Origin of the sequence: uncultured Capnocytophaga sp., from assembly GCF_963525585.1 — a bacterium.
GTDB lineage: Bacteria > Bacteroidota > Bacteroidia > Flavobacteriales > Flavobacteriaceae > Capnocytophaga.
The window spans coordinates 1-15,764 of record NZ_CAURLX010000009.1 but is presented as its reverse complement, the minus strand read 5'-3'; the positions used below and the strand labels follow the sequence as shown (position 1 = coordinate 15,764).

Genomic DNA, 15,764 nt, shown 5'->3' with positions numbered 1-15,764 from the left:
AATAAAGGTTGCTCAAAATGAACAACCTTTATTTTTTCTATTTTGAATAAGGAAATTTCTATAAACCACAATTAATGAAAATAACAGGAGTTCCATCTTCCTCATAGCCTTCTATATCAAATCCTTCAAAGAAAATATACTGACCCAAATCTTTGTTAGACAAAGTATTATGGATAAACCAAAGCAACTCCAATGCTCCAAAAGAAGCTCCATCTCCTGAATATAATTCTGCTACAATAAGTGCCTGATAGTACCCATCTTCATTAGGTTCCTCATCAAATATATTCTCATTGGCAAGTACCTCAAACTTATGCAGTTCTTTTTTGCTCTTTATCCAAGCCTGATACATTATTTTTACTTTAGGTGTATTGAATATGGTTGCATAAGGATTGAAATCATCCAAATCATTTTCCATATCATTATTATAAGCCGTAACACTCTCCCAGAAAACCATTAACCCTGGAAAATATTCCTGTGTAAATGCCCAATGAACATTATCCAATAGATTGGTATTCTGAGTTGGAGTAAAGTTCTCACATACATTTACACGATTAATATCTACCACAGGAGGATATGGAATTTCATTTTCTGAGAAAAGTTCTAATAAAGCACCACTATCATTTTCTAACTTATAAAGCATTTCTTTCTCATATAATGGCACTAAAGTATAAAAATGCACTTCTTTTCCACTAGGAAGAGATACAATAGCATCTTTATCATCATTCTTATCATCTGCTGCAATAAGAAGTATACAGGTAAAATCTGTCCCTTCCAAGGTATCTCCAATAGGAACTGTATGCCCCCAAGCGAGGAAAGTTTGCTGATCTATAGGTAAGCGAGAGAGGTTTTTCAACCAACGAATAGGCCAATAGTCTTTTTCCTCTTCACTCTTTATATTCCAATGAGGAGGAAGATTTATTACCAATTCTGCATAAGGACTCACTTCAAATCCTTCTGGAACATTCATCGCATAAGCTCCCATTCCTCCTGTAACCAAAGTATAATAATTGCGTTCTGGTGTAGGCTTGACAACATATATATCACAATGAATATCTGGAGAAACTAGCTCGTGAAAGACTTCCTCAAAATCACCAAAATTTTCTTTTATATATTTCTCCAATGCTTCCCGTTCATCTTCTTCATAAAAAGCCGTTTCTGAGGTGTTCCTATTTAGAAACTCAATAGCATCCAACTCTTCTGAATAAAGCATTCTCCCTGTCTCTAGCCCTTCATTAGTTGCTGATAACCAATGGAAAAGTCCTGGAAATATAAATGAAAGCTCATAATACTCAAGCTCTTTATCTGGCGTTATTCCTATAAGCTGACCATATTCTCCTTCTTGATCATTATCAAAGTCAAAACAAAGATAACTATTAGGTTCTCCATCTACTTCTTGCACCATAAAAGGCACCCATTTGTAACTGAAGAGCTGATTTTTTATGTAACCTTCTTCCTCAAAAACGTCCTCTGGAATATGAGTCTCCTGCCAATTTTCACCATAATTTTCAACAACAAAGCTCAACATTCGTTGTTGAATCTCCTCAATTTCATCAAGTGCGACAAATCTCTGTCCTACTCCAAAGAAAGGTTTTTTCTGAGACTGACCACTGAATGTTCTATGAAGTTGCTTAAATGTCTCTGGAAGAGAATATCCTAAATGTTCTTCAAGAGAGGTCAATTCTTGCTCTGTAGCAGGTTGCCCTAAGTAATGTTCCATCTGAGGGGCATATTTCTGGATAGCTACCAAAAAATCTTCTAGTATATATTCTACTTCTCCTACTCCTCCTTTGACGGCATCTCTAAGAGTTATCCCTTTATTTTGAGCAATAGTTATATAGTGTAATAATTCCTGAGCTCCTGGAACAGCAGAAGATTTTTCCAAGTGTTTTTTAGATTTTTCTATATTATTCAAGTAAAAATAGGAATAACCAATCCTATAATTCCAGCTTTCAGTATCTCCTATTTCTTCTTCAAGGTATTTGAACACTTCTACTGCTTTTTTCAAATACTTTTCATTAGCTTCTGAAGGCTTTTGCCAATAGAGATTATTATAAGCACGTCCTAATTCACTGAGTACTTCTGTAGTTTTATCTTTATGAGGTAATTTTTCTATAAAATCAACCACTGCTTGAATATGGTCATCCTCATTTAATTTATCTATTTTCTTTAGAATTTGTTGTTCTGTCATTTCTTAATCTATTATAGTTAATGGAGTATATAAAATAAAAAAAGGCAAGCTACCTACATCGCACCGCTACAACCTTATACCTTTGCTGTGTTCCCACCCTGGAGGATTCTAAGGGAGCTGGTCGTGTAGGACTTGCCGAGTGCAAAGGTACAAAAAAAATAGAAACAAACAACAATATTTCAATATTTTTTTGTAATTTTACGCAGATTTATTTGGATTCTTTTTCTTCAGAGAAAAAAAACAATGTAAATCATTGATTACAAAACATTTAAAAAAATATTTTTATGATTACAAATCAAACTTTTACAATGATTAAGCCTAACGCTGTAGAGAAAGGGCATACAGGAGCCATTATAGACCAGATTATTAAAGGTGGCTACAAGATTCTGGCTCTTAAGTACGTATGGTTAAGTAGAAAAGAGGCTGAAAAATTTTATGAAATCCATAAAGAACGTCCTTTTTTTGATGAATTAGTGTCTTTTATGTCTCGTAGTCCTATTGTCGCTATTGCTTTAGAAAAAGAAAATGCTATAGAGGCTTTTAGAGAATTTATAGGCGCAACTGATCCCTCTAAAGCCGAAAAAGGAACTATACGAGCAAAATATGGTGAAAGTGTAGGAGAAAATGCCATACACGGTTCTGACTCAAATGAAAACGCCCAGAAAGAAATTTCATTTTTCTTCTCTGGACGTGAAATCTATGTATAGCTTCTTTTATTGCTCTTTTATCAGGAACAGATATACGGGAAAGTGGTCAGAGTACCCTCCCGTATAGCTTCCATTAGCATAGCTACGGAAAGGATATCCTTCATATTTACCTGAAGGAGTGGCTAATTCTGGACTATTAAAAACACCGGCTTTCCAATATTTATAGCCTTCCTGAGGTTTAAGAAATCCATAAGTAAGTACAAACTGATCAAACAAACTCCAGCTATCACGATAAGCAAGGGTTCCTATCCCTTTTTTGAACATATTCTCCATAGGATTATACAAATCTCCTTGAGAGACTTTATCTTTGTTAGCTTTTGTTTTTAATACTTTCTTAAATGCTGAATTGGTAGGATCATCATTGAAATCGCCCATACTAATGACCTTTGCCATTGGATTTATAGCAGTCAGTGAGTCTATTATCTTTTTATTTAAGCTAGCAGCTGCCTCACGGAAAGGTCGGCTTGCAGCTTCACCTCCTGCTCGTGAAGGCCAGTGATTCACTATAAAGTGTATTTCCTCTCCTTCTATTTCTCCAGATATAAGGATTTGGTCTCTTGTATATTTGCGTTTTCCATTATCATCTTTGATATCTAAGAAATGTTTAGATGTCTTATTTAGCTTGAATACAGACTGCTTGTAAAGAAAAGCAACATCTATCCCTCTGGCATCAGGAGAATTATAATGAACTATTCCATAAAAATTATCCCGTAGGGCACTGGAATTAACCAAATCCTCTAGGACATCTTTATTCTCCACCTCTGCAAGTCCTACAAAATCAGGCGCTTGCCCTGTAGTTTCTTTTCCTATTTTGGCTATTGTAGCACCTATTTTATTGATATGATCATAATAATGCTTCCCTGTCCAATGGTCCTTTCCTGTGGGGGTACGATCATCGTCAAATTTTTTAGGATCATTAATTGTATCGAAGAGATTCTCAACATTATAGAATGCTACTGTACGAACTTTATACGTTTTACTCTGAGATTGCACAAATAAACTATTCAAAAACAATGATATACAAAAAAATAATGTATAGGATTTCATCTAATAATTTTTTTAGCAAAAGTACAATATTTTTACAAGAAATACAAGTTACCAAAGGATTATGTTTATTGTTATTTTTTTCATATATTTGTCCCTTAATAAAACCATTATCTATGGCTGACGATAAAAAAGTAATTTTTTCAATGAGTAAGGTCAGTAAGACCTATTCCTCAAGTAACAAACAAGTATTAAAGGATATCTATCTGAGCTTCTTCTATGGGGCTAAAATAGGTATTCTAGGATTAAATGGTTCAGGAAAATCTTCCCTCTTGAAAATTATTGCAGGAGTAGATAAAAACTATCAAGGAGAGGTAGTATTTGCTCCCAATTATACTGTAGGATATCTTGAGCAAGAACCTGTTTTGGATGAAAATAAAACCGTTGTAGAAGTAGTAAGAGAAGGTGTTGCCGATACAATGAACTTACTGAACGAATTCAATCAGATTAACGACCTATTCGCCCTAGAAGAAAACTACTCCGATCCTGATAAGATGCAGAAACTGATGGATAAGCAAGCTGAACTACAGGACAAAATCGATGCCTTAGGGGCTTGGGATATAGATAATAAGCTAGAAGTAGCTATGGATGCCCTCCGTACCCCTGACCCTGATACCCCTATTAAAGTATTATCAGGAGGTGAGCGTAGAAGAGTTGCTCTCTGCAGGCTTCTATTACAACAGCCCGATGTTCTACTATTGGATGAGCCTACCAACCACCTTGATGCCGAATCTGTACTATGGCTGGAGCAACACCTACAACAATATGCAGGAACTGTCATCGCTGTTACTCACGACCGATATTTCTTGGACAATGTAGCTGGATGGATACTAGAGCTTGATCGAGGTGAAGGAATTCCTTGGAAAGGAAATTATTCTTCTTGGCTTGACCAGAAAGCAAAACGCTTAGCTCAAGAACAAAAAAGCGAAACAAAACGACAAAAAGTCCTAGAAAGAGAGCTTGAGTGGGTCAGACAAGGAGCAAAAGGTAGGCAAGCAAAGCAAAAAGCTCGATTACAAAACTACGATCGTCTTCTTAATGAAGACCAAAAACAGTTAGAAGAAAAGTTAGAAATATATATACCAAATGGTCCCAGATTAGGAACTAATGTGATTGAGGCTCGCAATGTCTCTAAGGCTTTTGGAGACAAAATCCTCTATGAAGACCTCAATTTTGTTCTTCCTCAAGCGGGGATTGTAGGAGTAATAGGCCCCAATGGAGCTGGAAAATCTACAATCTTTCGTATGATTATGGGGGAAGAAAAGCCTGATAGTGGTGAATTTCTAGTAGGAGATACAGTAAAAATTGCCTATGTTGATCAAACTCATAAAAATATTGACCCCGAAAAATCTATTTGGGAGAACTTCTCTGATGGGCAAGACCTCATTATGATGGGAGGGAGACAAGTGAACTCTCGAGCTTACTTAAGCAGATTCAACTTCTCAGGTAGCGAACAGAACAAAAAAGTAGCTACTCTTTCAGGAGGAGAACGAAATCGGTTACACTTGGCTATGACGCTTAAAGAGGAAGGAAATGTTCTCTTACTAGATGAGCCTACCAATGATTTAGATATCAATACGTTAAGAGCTTTAGAGGAAGGTTTGGAAAATTTTGCAGGATGTGCAGTTGTTATTTCCCACGACCGATGGTTTCTTGATAGAATCTGTACGCATATCTTAGCTTTCGAAGGAGATTCACAGGTATATTTCTTTGAAGGAAGTTTCTCTGAATATGAAGAAAATAAGAAAAAACGCCTTGGTAAAGAAGTAACTCCTACTCGTATCAAATACAAAAAATTAATAAGATGATAACAAAAAAAGGGTATTGTACTGAACAATACCCTTTTTATAATAGATATTTCTAAAATTCTACTTTGATGATTACTACACCATTAGCTCCCTTATCTTTAAAGTCCTCAGTACGTTTGGCACCCTTTTTAAAGACTGTTGTAGAAGCTATCTTGGTTATTTTAGCTAATTCTGCTTGGGAATACTCCATTACATCCTTATAATTTACTAGCACTAATGGATAAGACTCCGTACGTTTTTGATTCTTTTTTATATATGCTTGATAATCTCTTAAAGATTTTTTTAATTTAGCTTTAAGTGTCTCATCCAAGAGTTTTTCACCTCCTTGCAAAGCCTCAGAAGTAGAAGTAGAGGTACTTGTCCCTTGTGCAGTTTCTGTATTTACTACCCTTTGTCCTGTACGAAATTCCTCTGATTTTCTTTTACGTTCTTCTTCTTTAGCTTTTTTCTCAGCCTCTTTTTTAGCATTATATTCTGCTACTTCCCTAGCATATTTTTGTTTTGCTTCTTCCTCAGCTTTTTTCTTAGCCTCCTCTTCAGCCTTACGTTTTTCAATTTCTTTCTGTAGAGCTATCTTTTTTTCTTTCTCTGCTTCTTCCTTTTCTGCTTTTTCTTTCTCTAAGCGTTCTTTTTCCTTAAGGTATTCAGCATTTTTTCTCTCTTTTTCTTCCTTTTCTTTAGCTTTTTTCTCAGCTTTTTCCTTTTCAGCCTTCTGTTGTGCAGCTAATACCTCTTCATAATTTGCATCAAAAATAGGTTTTCCTTCAGCTTTTCCAAAATTATAATTAAAAAAGAAGATAGGACGAGTATCTTTTGTTGGCTTAGCTTTCCCAAAATAGGCACACCAAGAGTTATTTACACGCAAATAGTAACCCCAGCCATCAAAATAACGGGTATATGTGTAGTTCTTAAAAGAAAATAACTTAGTTGCCAAACTATAGCCTTCTATCTTAAAAGTAGGGGTGTTCGTCTCTATGTACTTAATTTTGTTATTCTTATCTATCCCTAACACATAATCTATCTTGTTCTCTGTTGTTCTTTCTTTTCTAAGAAATCCTAGAGGAGTTTCAAGTGTTTCATTCAGCTTACTATCCTTCCAAGTATCTTCTAATTTAGGCTGAGACCAAAGTAAAAAAGAAGAGCAGACGCTCACTATGCTTAAAAGATATTTCATTTTCATTTATTTTGATATTATTTTATTTTTTTGTCAAAAACTTTTCTAGGGTGCAAACATACAAAAAAAACCTTATACGAACCTAATATTTTCAAAAATAATTAATTTTTTATCCTTTTTTTCTCTTCTGGAGAAAAACTTTTAGAGCTTTGTATATAATCTTGTAAATATTTTTGTAGTAGTTTGGATTGAGAATAGAAGCTATCTAATATGACCTTCTTATCTTCATCTATATTCTTATGGTAAGGAACTATTTTAGGGAGATGTTCTTGTAAGCTAAGCCTCACTAGGCGAATCTCTATATTCTCTGGTTCTTTGTTTAATGCCTCTTCTACCCATTCTTTTCCTTCCTTAAGTAAGTCGCGTACATTCTTTACTGAATACTTAGCATACATCATTATAGAAGCTCCCTTATAAGCTCTTTTTATAGGAATATCTTCGGAAGAAACCTCCTGCATTAGTTGATAAAACTGAGCTGTATTCTCCTTACTATTCTGTGCTATTGTATATGATTTACGTATTTGCTCTATGCTCTGAGCCTGAAGAGAAAAAGTTATAAAAAAACAAAACAGACTCCATATTCTTAACATAACTTATATGTATTGGTTAATTTTAAGGCTACTGTTCCTGCAAAAGAGGTGGTATTCTTCACAATTATATGTTCTGATTGTTGTTCTATTTCAAGATCCAATATCAGTTCTGGGGTTTTATTAGGATCAATTAGAGCCATAAATTTCACATTTGAAGTTTTGACCAAAAACAGCTGTTTTTGTAATAATTCTTGGGATATATTTTTGATAATCTGCAGCATACACACCCCTGGGGTAACTGGATTCCCTGGAAAATGTCCTTCAAAAATAGGATGAGAAGCATTTAGGTGTATCTTACAAGTATACTTTCCCTGACCTAGAGTATTGATTTCTTTAAGTATATAAAAATTTTCCAACATAATTGATTTTTTAGGTTAGATTTACTTACATTAAACTAAGTGTAATTAATACTTTCATTGTATGATGTTCAATAAGTACTTCTCTCAGTTGTCCCTCTCCATTATAAGAGAAAGCAAAAGTAGTATATTTTTTTGATCCATTTGTATTTACTTGCTCATATATCTTTCCTGATGGATTTTGGAACAGATAATTTTTTGTCTTTTGTTCTTGCGAAAGATAAATAATCTTTTGGGAGTCACTATACTTTTCTGTGCAATGAAAAGATTTGAGCAAATCTAAAAAATCTCGTTCAAACATCCCAATGAGAGGTTTCCTATCCAAATCCTCATTGATGTAATTTACCTTCCATTTTTTTTCTGTATAAGAAAAATCCAAAAGAGTATTCCCGAAATCTGTTGTAAGAGCTACTCTATGGGATAGAGAATTTGTTTTTATTGCTAAAATTCCATTAAATGTATGCCCATAAGCCTCAATAGTAGCTCGATAGAAATGCTCTTCACTTCCACTAAAATAAGGATTCTTAACTTCCTGATTTATTTGTTCTTTCTGGTATTTTTTAGAAATTTGAAAAGGTGTTCCACAAGCCAGAAGAAATAAAAAGAGACTACAACTTAAAAACAGACGCATCTATAGGAGTATTAAACTGCTTATTGATAAAAGTAATTTCGGTATAATCCTCCGTAGGCTCTATGAGTTTGACTTGATCCACAGTAGCATCTGAGGAAAAAAACAAATGAATCTCCTTCATATACTTCAGTAGTGTTTTGTCCTTAGGAAGAAGTTTTGCGTGCACTCCCTTTGTTGACTTATAGAGAGCTACTGAGAACTCTTTTTCATCAAACATATTTCCACTTATTGTGCTCACTATTAGTGCGTTAATTTTCTTGAAAATTTTATTATCTGCTTTCATTTGGGAAACCTTTCCCTGATCATTAACTGTAATTGTATTCTTCTGGAAAACAATCTGATAACGATAAGGAGCTGTATATTGCCAATTCAGCTGATCTGGCTTAGCATAAGCTATTTTACCTAGAGTTTCTATATCTTTGGACATAAATTCCAGATGTTTTCTCTGCTTGAAATCAGCCTGCATTGTTTTGATAGCCTGATTTCTTTCTATTGCCTTAGCTTTGAAGTCCGAGGACTGTGCTGGCGTAAGAGAAACTTCCTGTCCCCAAGAAGAAAACATTAGTAAAGTGGTACAAATAATATATATATATTTCATCTAATAATCATTTAAAAACTTCTAGAAAAGTCATTCCTAACCTTATGATAGAGCTGTTCTTATGAATTTATCTAACTGCTGGTATTCTATCAGGAATGCATCGTGACCGTGAATGGAAACAATCTCATTATAAGTTGTTCTTTTACCCATTTGTTGTAGTAATTTGAAAGTCAATCTGTTTTCCTGAGGAACAAAGTACAAGTCAGTATCTGTTCCTATAATATGAATTTCAGTAGTTACGGGATCTATCACCTGCTCAAAGTCTCCTCTATCTTTGCCTATATCAATTGTTTTAACTAGCTGATTCATTAGCTTATAAGCTGGAAGAGTAAAGCGATTCTGAAGCTTTTCTCCGTGGTGTAAGAGCCAGGTTTCGGTATTGAATAGATTCCTTTCGGTATTAATACTTCTCTCAAATTTTTCTTTCAAAGAAGCTGGAGTACGATAACAAAGCATTGCGTGCATTCGCGCATCGTGAAGAGGATTACAGCCCTCTAGTAAGCGTTCTTGAATCAGGCAATTGGCTATAACCCAGTCAGTCGTTTTCCAATCAGTAGCTACAGCAAAAAAATGAGTTACATAGGTAGGTGCTAGAGCAATCATTTCCCAAGCTATCCCCCCTCCTAAGGAACTTCCTGATAATATGTGAATATGACTTACTTGTAACTTCTCTAAACCTAATAGGAAGACACGTGCCACATCACGAGCAGTCCATTCTTTATAATCAAGTATCAGTTCTTCTTCACCTCCTTGATAACCATTCCCGGGTATATTAAAGCAAATAACCGTGTGAGTCAGAGTATCAAAAGCCTTCCCCTCTCCTACTGTCTGATTCCACCAACCTTCCTTACCTATTACTTGAGAATTCCCTGTAAGAGCGTGATTAACTACAATTACAGGAGCCTCTCCCAAGGGAAGCCCAAATGTTTGATAGGTTAACCGAAGAATAGGATATTCTTTACCTGATAAAGTAGTAAAATTCTTGATTTCTATATGCTTGAGCAACTCCATAAATTACACACTTCTTATTTTGTTTTTGCCTGCAAAAGTAGGTTTTTATAAGGAAATAGGCAAATTTTTATTAGGCAACTTTCTTTGTTTTCTCTATCCTCAAGAAAGTATAAAAAAATCTCTTTAATCTACAGATGTAAAAGAGCAAAAACTATGCCAGAAATATTAACAATCTTATATCATATGAATTAAAAATATTTTTTTACCTTTGCCCCTTGAACACTCATCTAAATGAATTTATAATGAAAAAAACTTACTTTTTTACCCTTTTATATATCTGTTCTTTTTCAGCAAATTCTCAGGTAAAAAACACAGTATCAGACACTCTACATAAGCCCTCAACTAACAGAATTACCAATGATAGTCTTTCCTCAGGAAACCTTCGTGAAGGGCTTTTTCACTTACAGGACAATAACAAGGCTCTAAAGTATGATAAGAAATGGTTAGAAGAACTCTCTAACAACTCCCTCTTCCCTCTTATGCAGAATGATATTCAGAGTACTCCCTCTGAAAACGTTGTCTATAATGAGCTCTCCACAGAAGTTCTTAAAGAACGTTTAGCAAAACTTGACCAAAAAACTCCTTTTCATATAGAATACAACCCTATTCTAGAGAATGTCATCAAAAATTTTCTAAAAAACAGACGTAGCTCTCTACAGAGATTGATGAATATCAGCCAGTATTATTTTCCAATGTTCGAAAAAGAACTTGTGAAACATCAAATCCCAAAAGAAATCAAATACCTAGCTATTGTTGAAAGTGCCCTAAACCCTAAAGCTACTTCTCCTATGGGAGCTAAAGGACTTTGGCAATTTATGTACTATACAGGAAAAATGTATGGACTTGAAGTGAGTAATTATGTAGATGATCGTTCTCATCCTGAGCTAGCTACTCAGGCGGCTGCTCAGTACCTCAAGAAGCTCTATAGTGTATTCAACGACTGGGACTTAGTTCTTGCTGCCTATAACTCTGGACCTGGAAATGTAACTAAAGCAATGCGTAGGTCAGGAGGAAAAACCAATTACTGGAATCTGCGCCCTTATCTTCCTAATGAAACAGCTGGATATGTCCCTGCTTTCTTGGCTACTATGTATATCTTTGAATATGCTAAAGAACACGGTTTTCAAACTCAAAAACCTGAAAAAGTATTCTTTGAAACAGATACCGTACAAGTAAAAAGACATATTTCTTTCAAGGATATTAGCCAAGTGGTAGGAATGACTGAAGAAGAAATTGGTTTCTTTAATCCTGCTTATACTCTGAACATTGTCCCTTATATAGAAGGTAAAAATTATGGAGTACGACTTCCTGTGGAGGCAATTGGCAAATTTGTTAATAATGAGGATGCCATCTATGCTTACCTTGACCTAGAAGCTTCAAAACGCGAAAGACCTCTTCCTGAAGTACTTTCCTCTGTACAAGCCTCTAGTAACAAACGTACTACTCACAAAGTAAAAAAAGGAGAAACTCTGGGAAGAATTGCTAGTAGATATGGTGTTACTGTTACCCAATTGAAAAAATGGAATAATCTTAGGAGTACAAATCTTAAGGCTGGGCAACGTATTGTTATTCATAAATAATTCTTGACTTTTAAAGAAAAATCACTACCTTTGCTTCTTTGAATTTTCCTATATAATCACAAGCAGATGGTAGGAGCTTTCTAAAAAATATTCATATAAATAAGTAAAAAATGCTTACTAAAAATACGGAGAAGCTACAAAATATTCATTATTATGATAGTCTTCTTGAACTTACAGGAAACACCCCTTTGGTTTCTTTGGAAAGAATAGCCTCTCAAATGGAGGGGCATTTTTTTGCTAAGTTAGAAGCCTTTAATCCCGGTCATTCTGCAAAGGATCGTACTGCGCTTTACATCATTACAGAAGCAGAAAAACAAGGACTTCTAAAACCTGGAGGTGTAATTATTGAGACTACCTCAGGGAACACTGGATTTAGCTTGGCTATGATTGCTGCCATTCGTGGCTATCGTTGTATCCTTGCTGTTACTGATAAATCCTCTCAAGATAAGATTGATATGCTCCGCGCCTTAGGAGCTGAAGTACACGTCTGCCCTGCAAAAGTAGCTCCTGAAGACCCTCGTTCTTATTATGAAGTTGCCAAACGCTTGCATAAAGAAACTCCTAATTCTATTTATATCAATCAGTATTTCAATCCTTTAAATATCGAAGCTCATTACCAGAGTACAGGAAGAGAAATCTGGGAACAGACTTCAGGAGAGGTTACACACGTAGTGGCTTGTAGTGGTACAGGAGGAACTATCTCAGGAATTGCTAGATTTCTAAAAGAAAAGAATCCTAATATCAAAATATTAGGAGTAGATGCAGAAGGTTCTCTAATTAAAAAATATTTTGATACAGGTGAACTTGACAAAAATGAACTTCATCCTTATTATATAGAAGGATTAGGCAAAAACCTTATTCCTAGTGCCCTTGATACACAAGTAATAGATGAATTTATCAAGGTAAATGATGTAGAAAGTGCCCTTATGGCTCGGCACATTACCCAGAAAACAGGCATTTTCTGTGGATATACCTCAGGAGCTGCGTGGGTAGCTACTCAAAAATATGCTCAGAAAGGTCTTTTTTCTCCTGAAAGCATTGTTGTGGTAGTATTCCCAGACCACGGCTCTCGTTATATGAACAAGATCTATAATAAACAATGGTTACAGGACACCTTACACCTAGAACCTTCGTCTTTAGATTAACTTATTCAAATAAATTCCTAATACAAATGGATTTTTCTCACTCTCAAGAACTCGAAATGATTGCCCAAGTGGCAAGAGACTTTGCGCGACAACATTTACTCCCTCACCGTAGCTTGTGGGATAAAGAACAGACTTTCCCTTTGGAAGTTTTCAAAAAAGCTGGAGAACTTGGCTTTATGGGAATCCTTGTTCCTGAAGCTTATGGTGGTTCTGCTTTAGGCTATCACGAATATATTACCATCATCAGTGAAATTTCACAGGTAGATCCCTCTATAGGGCTCTCTATAGCTGCTCATAATTCTCTCTGTGTAAATCATATACTTTCTTTTGCAAATGAAGAACAAAAAAAACGCTGGTTACCCAAATTAGCCTCTGGAGAACATATAGGAGCTTGGGGTATTACAGAGCATAATACAGGTTCTGATGCAGGAGGAATGCATACCACCGCTGTTAAGAAAGGGAATCAATGGGTACTTAATGGAACAAAAAACTTTATCACCCACGCTATCAGTGCAGATATAGCAGTAGTGATTGCCCGTACAGGAGAAAAAGGAGATAAGCACGGAATGACTGCTTTTGTTGTAGAAAGAGGAACAAAAGGTTTTTCTAGCGGAAAAAAGATAGATAAACTGGGAATGCGTGCCAGTGAAACCGCTGAGCTTATTTTCCAAGAGTGTATAATCCCTGACGAAAACCGCTTAGGAGCTGTAGGAGAAGGCTTTATACAAGCAATGAAAATTCTTGACGGAGGACGTATCTCTATTGGAGCTCTGTCTCTGGGTATTGCTAAAGGAGCTATACAAGCAGCTATCCAATATTCCAAAGAACGTTCTCAGTTTGGAAAACCTATTATCTCCTTCCAAGCTATTGGATTCAAGCTTGCCGAGCTCTCTACTGAAATAGAAGCAGCCGAACTACTCTTACACAAAGCGGCTTACCTAAAGCAAACCAATCAAAAGGTTACTCAGCAATCAGCTATGGCTAAGCTTTATGCCTCTGAACTCTGTGTAAAAGTTACAGGAGAAGCTATCCAGATACACGGAGGCTACGGATATACAACTGACTATCCCGTTGAAAAATTCTATCGAGATGCGAAGTTATGTACCATAGGTGAAGGTACTTCCGAAATCCTGAAACTCGTTATCAGTAGAAACCTATAATTCTTAAAATAAAAGAGGCTTTCTAAAAAGGAAGCCTCTTTATAAAAAATTTTATTACTTCAAAAATTCCAGATTAGCTCCACTCTTTTGAAGAGATTCATTTTCTTTAGCCAAATCATAAGCCGTCTCTCCTAACTCAGTAGTACTTGTCTTATCAGCTCCTTTACTAATGAGATATTCTAACACTTCAGTATCTTTAGCCACCATTGCAGCTTTTATCAAGGCTGTTTCTCCTTCTTTATTCTTAGTGTTGATATTCACCCAAGGAAGTACTTTTTCTATAAGCTTGCGATTACCCCTCTGAATAGCTATATGTAAGGCTGTATTTCCTTGTACATTGGGTTGCTCTAAGGATACTTTATACTTTTGCAAGAGAGCTACTTTCTTATCAAAATCAGCCTCTCCATCCTTCTTGCGTGGATTATAGCTCTTAAGAAGAGCCTCTATCAGATTTTCTCCTTTATTATTAACTGCATTTATAGTAGCTCCTTCTGCTAACAAGAAGGCAACCACTTCATTATTACTACGTTGCAAAGCTATTTGTAAGGCAGTGTCTCCTTTTTTATTAATTTTATTCACAAGATTCTGATCCTTATAAAGAGCTTTTACTATTTCTAGGTTTGTTCCATAACAAGCATTCATAAGTGGAGTATTTCCATCCTTATCTACAAGATCTATTTGAGCCCCTTTATTTATCAAATAAGTAATAGAAGGTAAATCTTGCCTGCGAGCTAAATAATGAAGTGCATTAGCTCCTTTACTATCCATTGCATTGGCATTTATCTTTTGCTCTTGCACAAGATACTTATACAAATCCAGAGAATTATTAGGCTGGCGAACAATTCCCTCTGCCGCCATCGGAAGAGCTTGTGAGGTAGGTCTTACTTTCTTTCGAAGCGCCTTTAGAAGAGAGAGGTTCCCTTTTCTGGTTGCATAATCAAAAAGGGTTGCACCATTTTCTCCCTTGTCCTTAAGCCGTAAGCCTTTATTCACAAAAAATTGTGTAATCGTAAGTTGCTCATTATCAAAAGGGATAAGCTTCATCAAGAGCGTTTCTCCTCCTGCGTAGCGTTCTTTAGGATTTATTCCTGCTTTAAAGAACAATTCATAAACCGCTGGGTCTGTAATTCCAAAAAGAGCTGCAAAAGTTACAGGCGTATAACCCTTAGTATCCTTGGCATATAAGTCGCTTCCTTTATCAATAAGATACTGTATTAACTCAATATTACCTGTACTCGCTGCCCAAAACAGATAAGTACGTCCATCGTGAGTTCGCTTATTAATATCATTTCCTGGCTGTTCTATCAAATAGATTGCTGTCGCAGTGGGTACTTTTCCCAAGATAGCCAAAGCAGTGGCATCAAAAGCAGCTTCATTCAGTTGTGAAGGACTATTCCCCTCGGCTATAGCTGCTTTAACTTGCTCCACAGAAGTATTTTCTTTCCAGAAATCACGGGCGAAAAAAGCATTTTGTTGTGCTAATACAGGAAAAAATGCTATTAAAGCAATTCCTAACAGTGTTTTTTTCATTTGTACGTTTTTTAAGAAAGTGCAAATATACGAAAAATTTAGATAGAATCTAAATAATATTATATCTATTTCTATTAATTCTAATATAGTTTCCATTAGGCAAAAAAAGAGAGCCTCTGGAAGAATCTCCAAAGACTCTCATTTATTATAAATCTGATAGAACTAGTTTACCTTAAGGTATAACCAACCTGATTTCTCTTGGCGGTTGCCCTTCAAGTCAGTATATTCCAGTAAGTAGTAGT

14 protein-coding genes and 1 other RNA gene are annotated in these 15,764 nt (G+C 35.6%); 5 read left to right on the top strand and 10 right to left on the bottom strand.

What is annotated here, in order from left to right:
- Nucleotides 1-58: 58 nt before the first annotated feature.
- Together RYK20_RS03595 and ffs are read right to left on the bottom strand one after the other, a co-directional pair.
- On the bottom strand, nt 59-2,188 hold the full coding sequence (locus RYK20_RS03595) for a suppressor of fused domain protein (protein WP_314894452.1): 2,130 nt from the start codon (nt 2,186-2,188) through the stop codon (nt 59-61).
- Between the two features lie 39 nt (nt 2,189-2,227).
- Nucleotides 2,228-2,326: signal recognition particle sRNA small type (gene ffs / locus RYK20_RS03590), an RNA gene on the bottom strand.
- A 146-nt stretch (nt 2,327-2,472) separates the two neighbouring features.
- Here ffs and ndk point away from each other — a divergent pair.
- Nucleotides 2,473-2,895, top strand: a complete 423-nt coding sequence (ndk, locus tag RYK20_RS03585) for a nucleoside-diphosphate kinase (protein ID WP_297981318.1) — start codon at nt 2,473-2,475, stop codon at nt 2,893-2,895.
- 6 nt (nt 2,896-2,901) lie between these two features.
- On the opposite strand, the gene RYK20_RS03580 is transcribed toward ndk, so the two are convergent.
- Nucleotides 2,902-3,942 (bottom strand): endonuclease/exonuclease/phosphatase family protein, encoded by a 1,041-nt coding sequence (locus RYK20_RS03580; protein ID WP_297981321.1) that lies wholly within the window; start codon nt 3,940-3,942, stop codon nt 2,902-2,904.
- A gap of 113 nt (nt 3,943-4,055) precedes the next feature.
- Between RYK20_RS03580 and ettA the strand changes: the two genes are divergently transcribed.
- A complete protein-coding gene (ettA, locus tag RYK20_RS03575; RefSeq protein WP_314894451.1) occupies nt 4,056-5,747 on the top strand; it encodes an energy-dependent translational throttle protein EttA in 1,692 nt (563 codons plus the stop codon).
- 52 nt (nt 5,748-5,799) lie between these two features.
- On the opposite strand, the gene RYK20_RS03570 is transcribed toward ettA, so the two are convergent.
- From RYK20_RS03570 to RYK20_RS03545, 6 genes are all read right to left on the bottom strand, one after another.
- Nucleotides 5,800-6,921, bottom strand: a complete 1,122-nt coding sequence (locus RYK20_RS03570; protein WP_314894450.1) for a hypothetical protein — start codon at nt 6,919-6,921, stop codon at nt 5,800-5,802.
- Nucleotides 6,922-7,022: 101 nt separating this feature from the next.
- Complete coding sequence (locus RYK20_RS03565; protein WP_314894449.1) at nt 7,023-7,511, bottom strand: hypothetical protein; 489 nt, start codon at nt 7,509-7,511, stop codon at nt 7,023-7,025.
- On the bottom strand, nt 7,505-7,870 hold the full coding sequence (locus tag RYK20_RS03560; RefSeq protein WP_311456110.1) for a 3-hydroxyacyl-ACP dehydratase: 366 nt from the start codon (nt 7,868-7,870) through the stop codon (nt 7,505-7,507). The genes RYK20_RS03565 and RYK20_RS03560 overlap by 7 nt, the downstream gene beginning before the upstream one ends.
- A gap of 25 nt (nt 7,871-7,895) precedes the next feature.
- Entirely contained in the window at nt 7,896-8,498 is a 603-nt protein-coding gene (locus RYK20_RS03555) for a hypothetical protein (RefSeq protein ID WP_314894448.1), read from the bottom strand.
- The gene (locus RYK20_RS03550; protein ID WP_314894447.1) at nt 8,476-9,096 is read right to left on the bottom strand and encodes an outer membrane lipoprotein carrier protein LolA; all 621 of its coding nucleotides are present in this window, start codon (nt 9,094-9,096) and stop codon (nt 8,476-8,478) included. The genes RYK20_RS03555 and RYK20_RS03550 overlap by 23 nt, the downstream gene beginning before the upstream one ends.
- Nucleotides 9,097-9,138: 42 nt before the next feature.
- Nucleotides 9,139-10,107 carry an alpha/beta fold hydrolase gene (locus tag RYK20_RS03545; RefSeq protein ID WP_314894446.1) on the bottom strand — a complete coding sequence of 323 codons (969 nt, stop codon included), beginning with the start codon at nt 10,105-10,107 and terminating at the stop codon, nt 9,139-9,141.
- A 242-nt stretch (nt 10,108-10,349) separates the two neighbouring features.
- Between RYK20_RS03545 and RYK20_RS03540 the strand changes: the two genes are divergently transcribed.
- The 3 genes from RYK20_RS03540 (at nt 10,350) to RYK20_RS03530 (ending at nt 13,992) form a co-directional block, all read left to right on the top strand.
- Nucleotides 10,350-11,687, top strand: coding sequence for a lytic transglycosylase domain-containing protein (locus RYK20_RS03540; protein ID WP_314894445.1), 1,338 nt, complete (start codon nt 10,350-10,352; stop codon nt 11,685-11,687).
- Between the two features lie 110 nt (nt 11,688-11,797).
- Entirely contained in the window at nt 11,798-12,832 is a 1,035-nt protein-coding gene (locus RYK20_RS03535) for a cysteine synthase family protein (RefSeq protein WP_314894444.1), read from the top strand.
- A gap of 26 nt (nt 12,833-12,858) precedes the next feature.
- Nucleotides 12,859-13,992, top strand: a complete 1,134-nt coding sequence (locus tag RYK20_RS03530) for an acyl-CoA dehydrogenase family protein (protein WP_311456119.1) — start codon at nt 12,859-12,861, stop codon at nt 13,990-13,992.
- A 54-nt stretch (nt 13,993-14,046) separates the two neighbouring features.
- On the opposite strand, the gene RYK20_RS03525 is transcribed toward RYK20_RS03530, so the two are convergent.
- Nucleotides 14,047-15,522, bottom strand: coding sequence for an ankyrin repeat domain-containing protein (locus RYK20_RS03525; protein WP_314894443.1), 1,476 nt, complete (start codon nt 15,520-15,522; stop codon nt 14,047-14,049).
- Between the last annotated feature and the right edge of the window lie 242 nt (nt 15,523-15,764).

Excerpts from the sequence above, each read along its gene's own strand:
- RYK20_RS03565 (WP_314894449.1), bottom strand. The coding sequence starts at position 7,511 with ATGTTAAGAATATGGAGTCTGTTTTGTTTTTTTATAACTTTTTCTCTT.
- RYK20_RS03545 (WP_314894446.1), bottom strand. The coding sequence starts at position 10,107 with ATGGAGTTGCTCAAGCATATAGAAATCAAGAATTTTACTACTTTATCA.
- RYK20_RS03535 (WP_314894444.1), top strand. The coding sequence starts at position 11,798 with ATGCTTACTAAAAATACGGAGAAGCTACAAAATATTCATTATTATGAT.
- RYK20_RS03540 (WP_314894445.1), top strand. The coding sequence starts at position 10,350 with ATGAAAAAAACTTACTTTTTTACCCTTTTATATATCTGTTCTTTTTCA.
- RYK20_RS03570 (WP_314894450.1), bottom strand. The coding sequence starts at position 6,921 with ATGAAATATCTTTTAAGCATAGTGAGCGTCTGCTCTTCTTTTTTACTT.
- RYK20_RS03555 (WP_314894448.1), bottom strand. The coding sequence starts at position 8,498 with ATGCGTCTGTTTTTAAGTTGTAGTCTCTTTTTATTTCTTCTGGCTTGT.
- RYK20_RS03595 (WP_314894452.1), bottom strand. The coding sequence starts at position 2,188 with ATGACAGAACAACAAATTCTAAAGAAAATAGATAAATTAAATGAGGAT.
- RYK20_RS03560 (WP_311456110.1), bottom strand. The coding sequence starts at position 7,870 with ATGTTGGAAAATTTTTATATACTTAAAGAAATCAATACTCTAGGTCAG.
- RYK20_RS03530 (WP_311456119.1), top strand. The coding sequence starts at position 12,859 with ATGGATTTTTCTCACTCTCAAGAACTCGAAATGATTGCCCAAGTGGCA.
- RYK20_RS03550 (WP_314894447.1), bottom strand. The coding sequence starts at position 9,096 with ATGAAATATATATATATTATTTGTACCACTTTACTAATGTTTTCTTCT.
- RYK20_RS03525 (WP_314894443.1), bottom strand. The coding sequence starts at position 15,522 with ATGAAAAAAACACTGTTAGGAATTGCTTTAATAGCATTTTTTCCTGTA.
- RYK20_RS03580 (WP_297981321.1), bottom strand. The coding sequence starts at position 3,942 with ATGAAATCCTATACATTATTTTTTTGTATATCATTGTTTTTGAATAGT.
- ettA (WP_314894451.1), top strand. The coding sequence starts at position 4,056 with ATGGCTGACGATAAAAAAGTAATTTTTTCAATGAGTAAGGTCAGTAAG.
- ndk (WP_297981318.1), top strand. The coding sequence starts at position 2,473 with ATGATTACAAATCAAACTTTTACAATGATTAAGCCTAACGCTGTAGAG.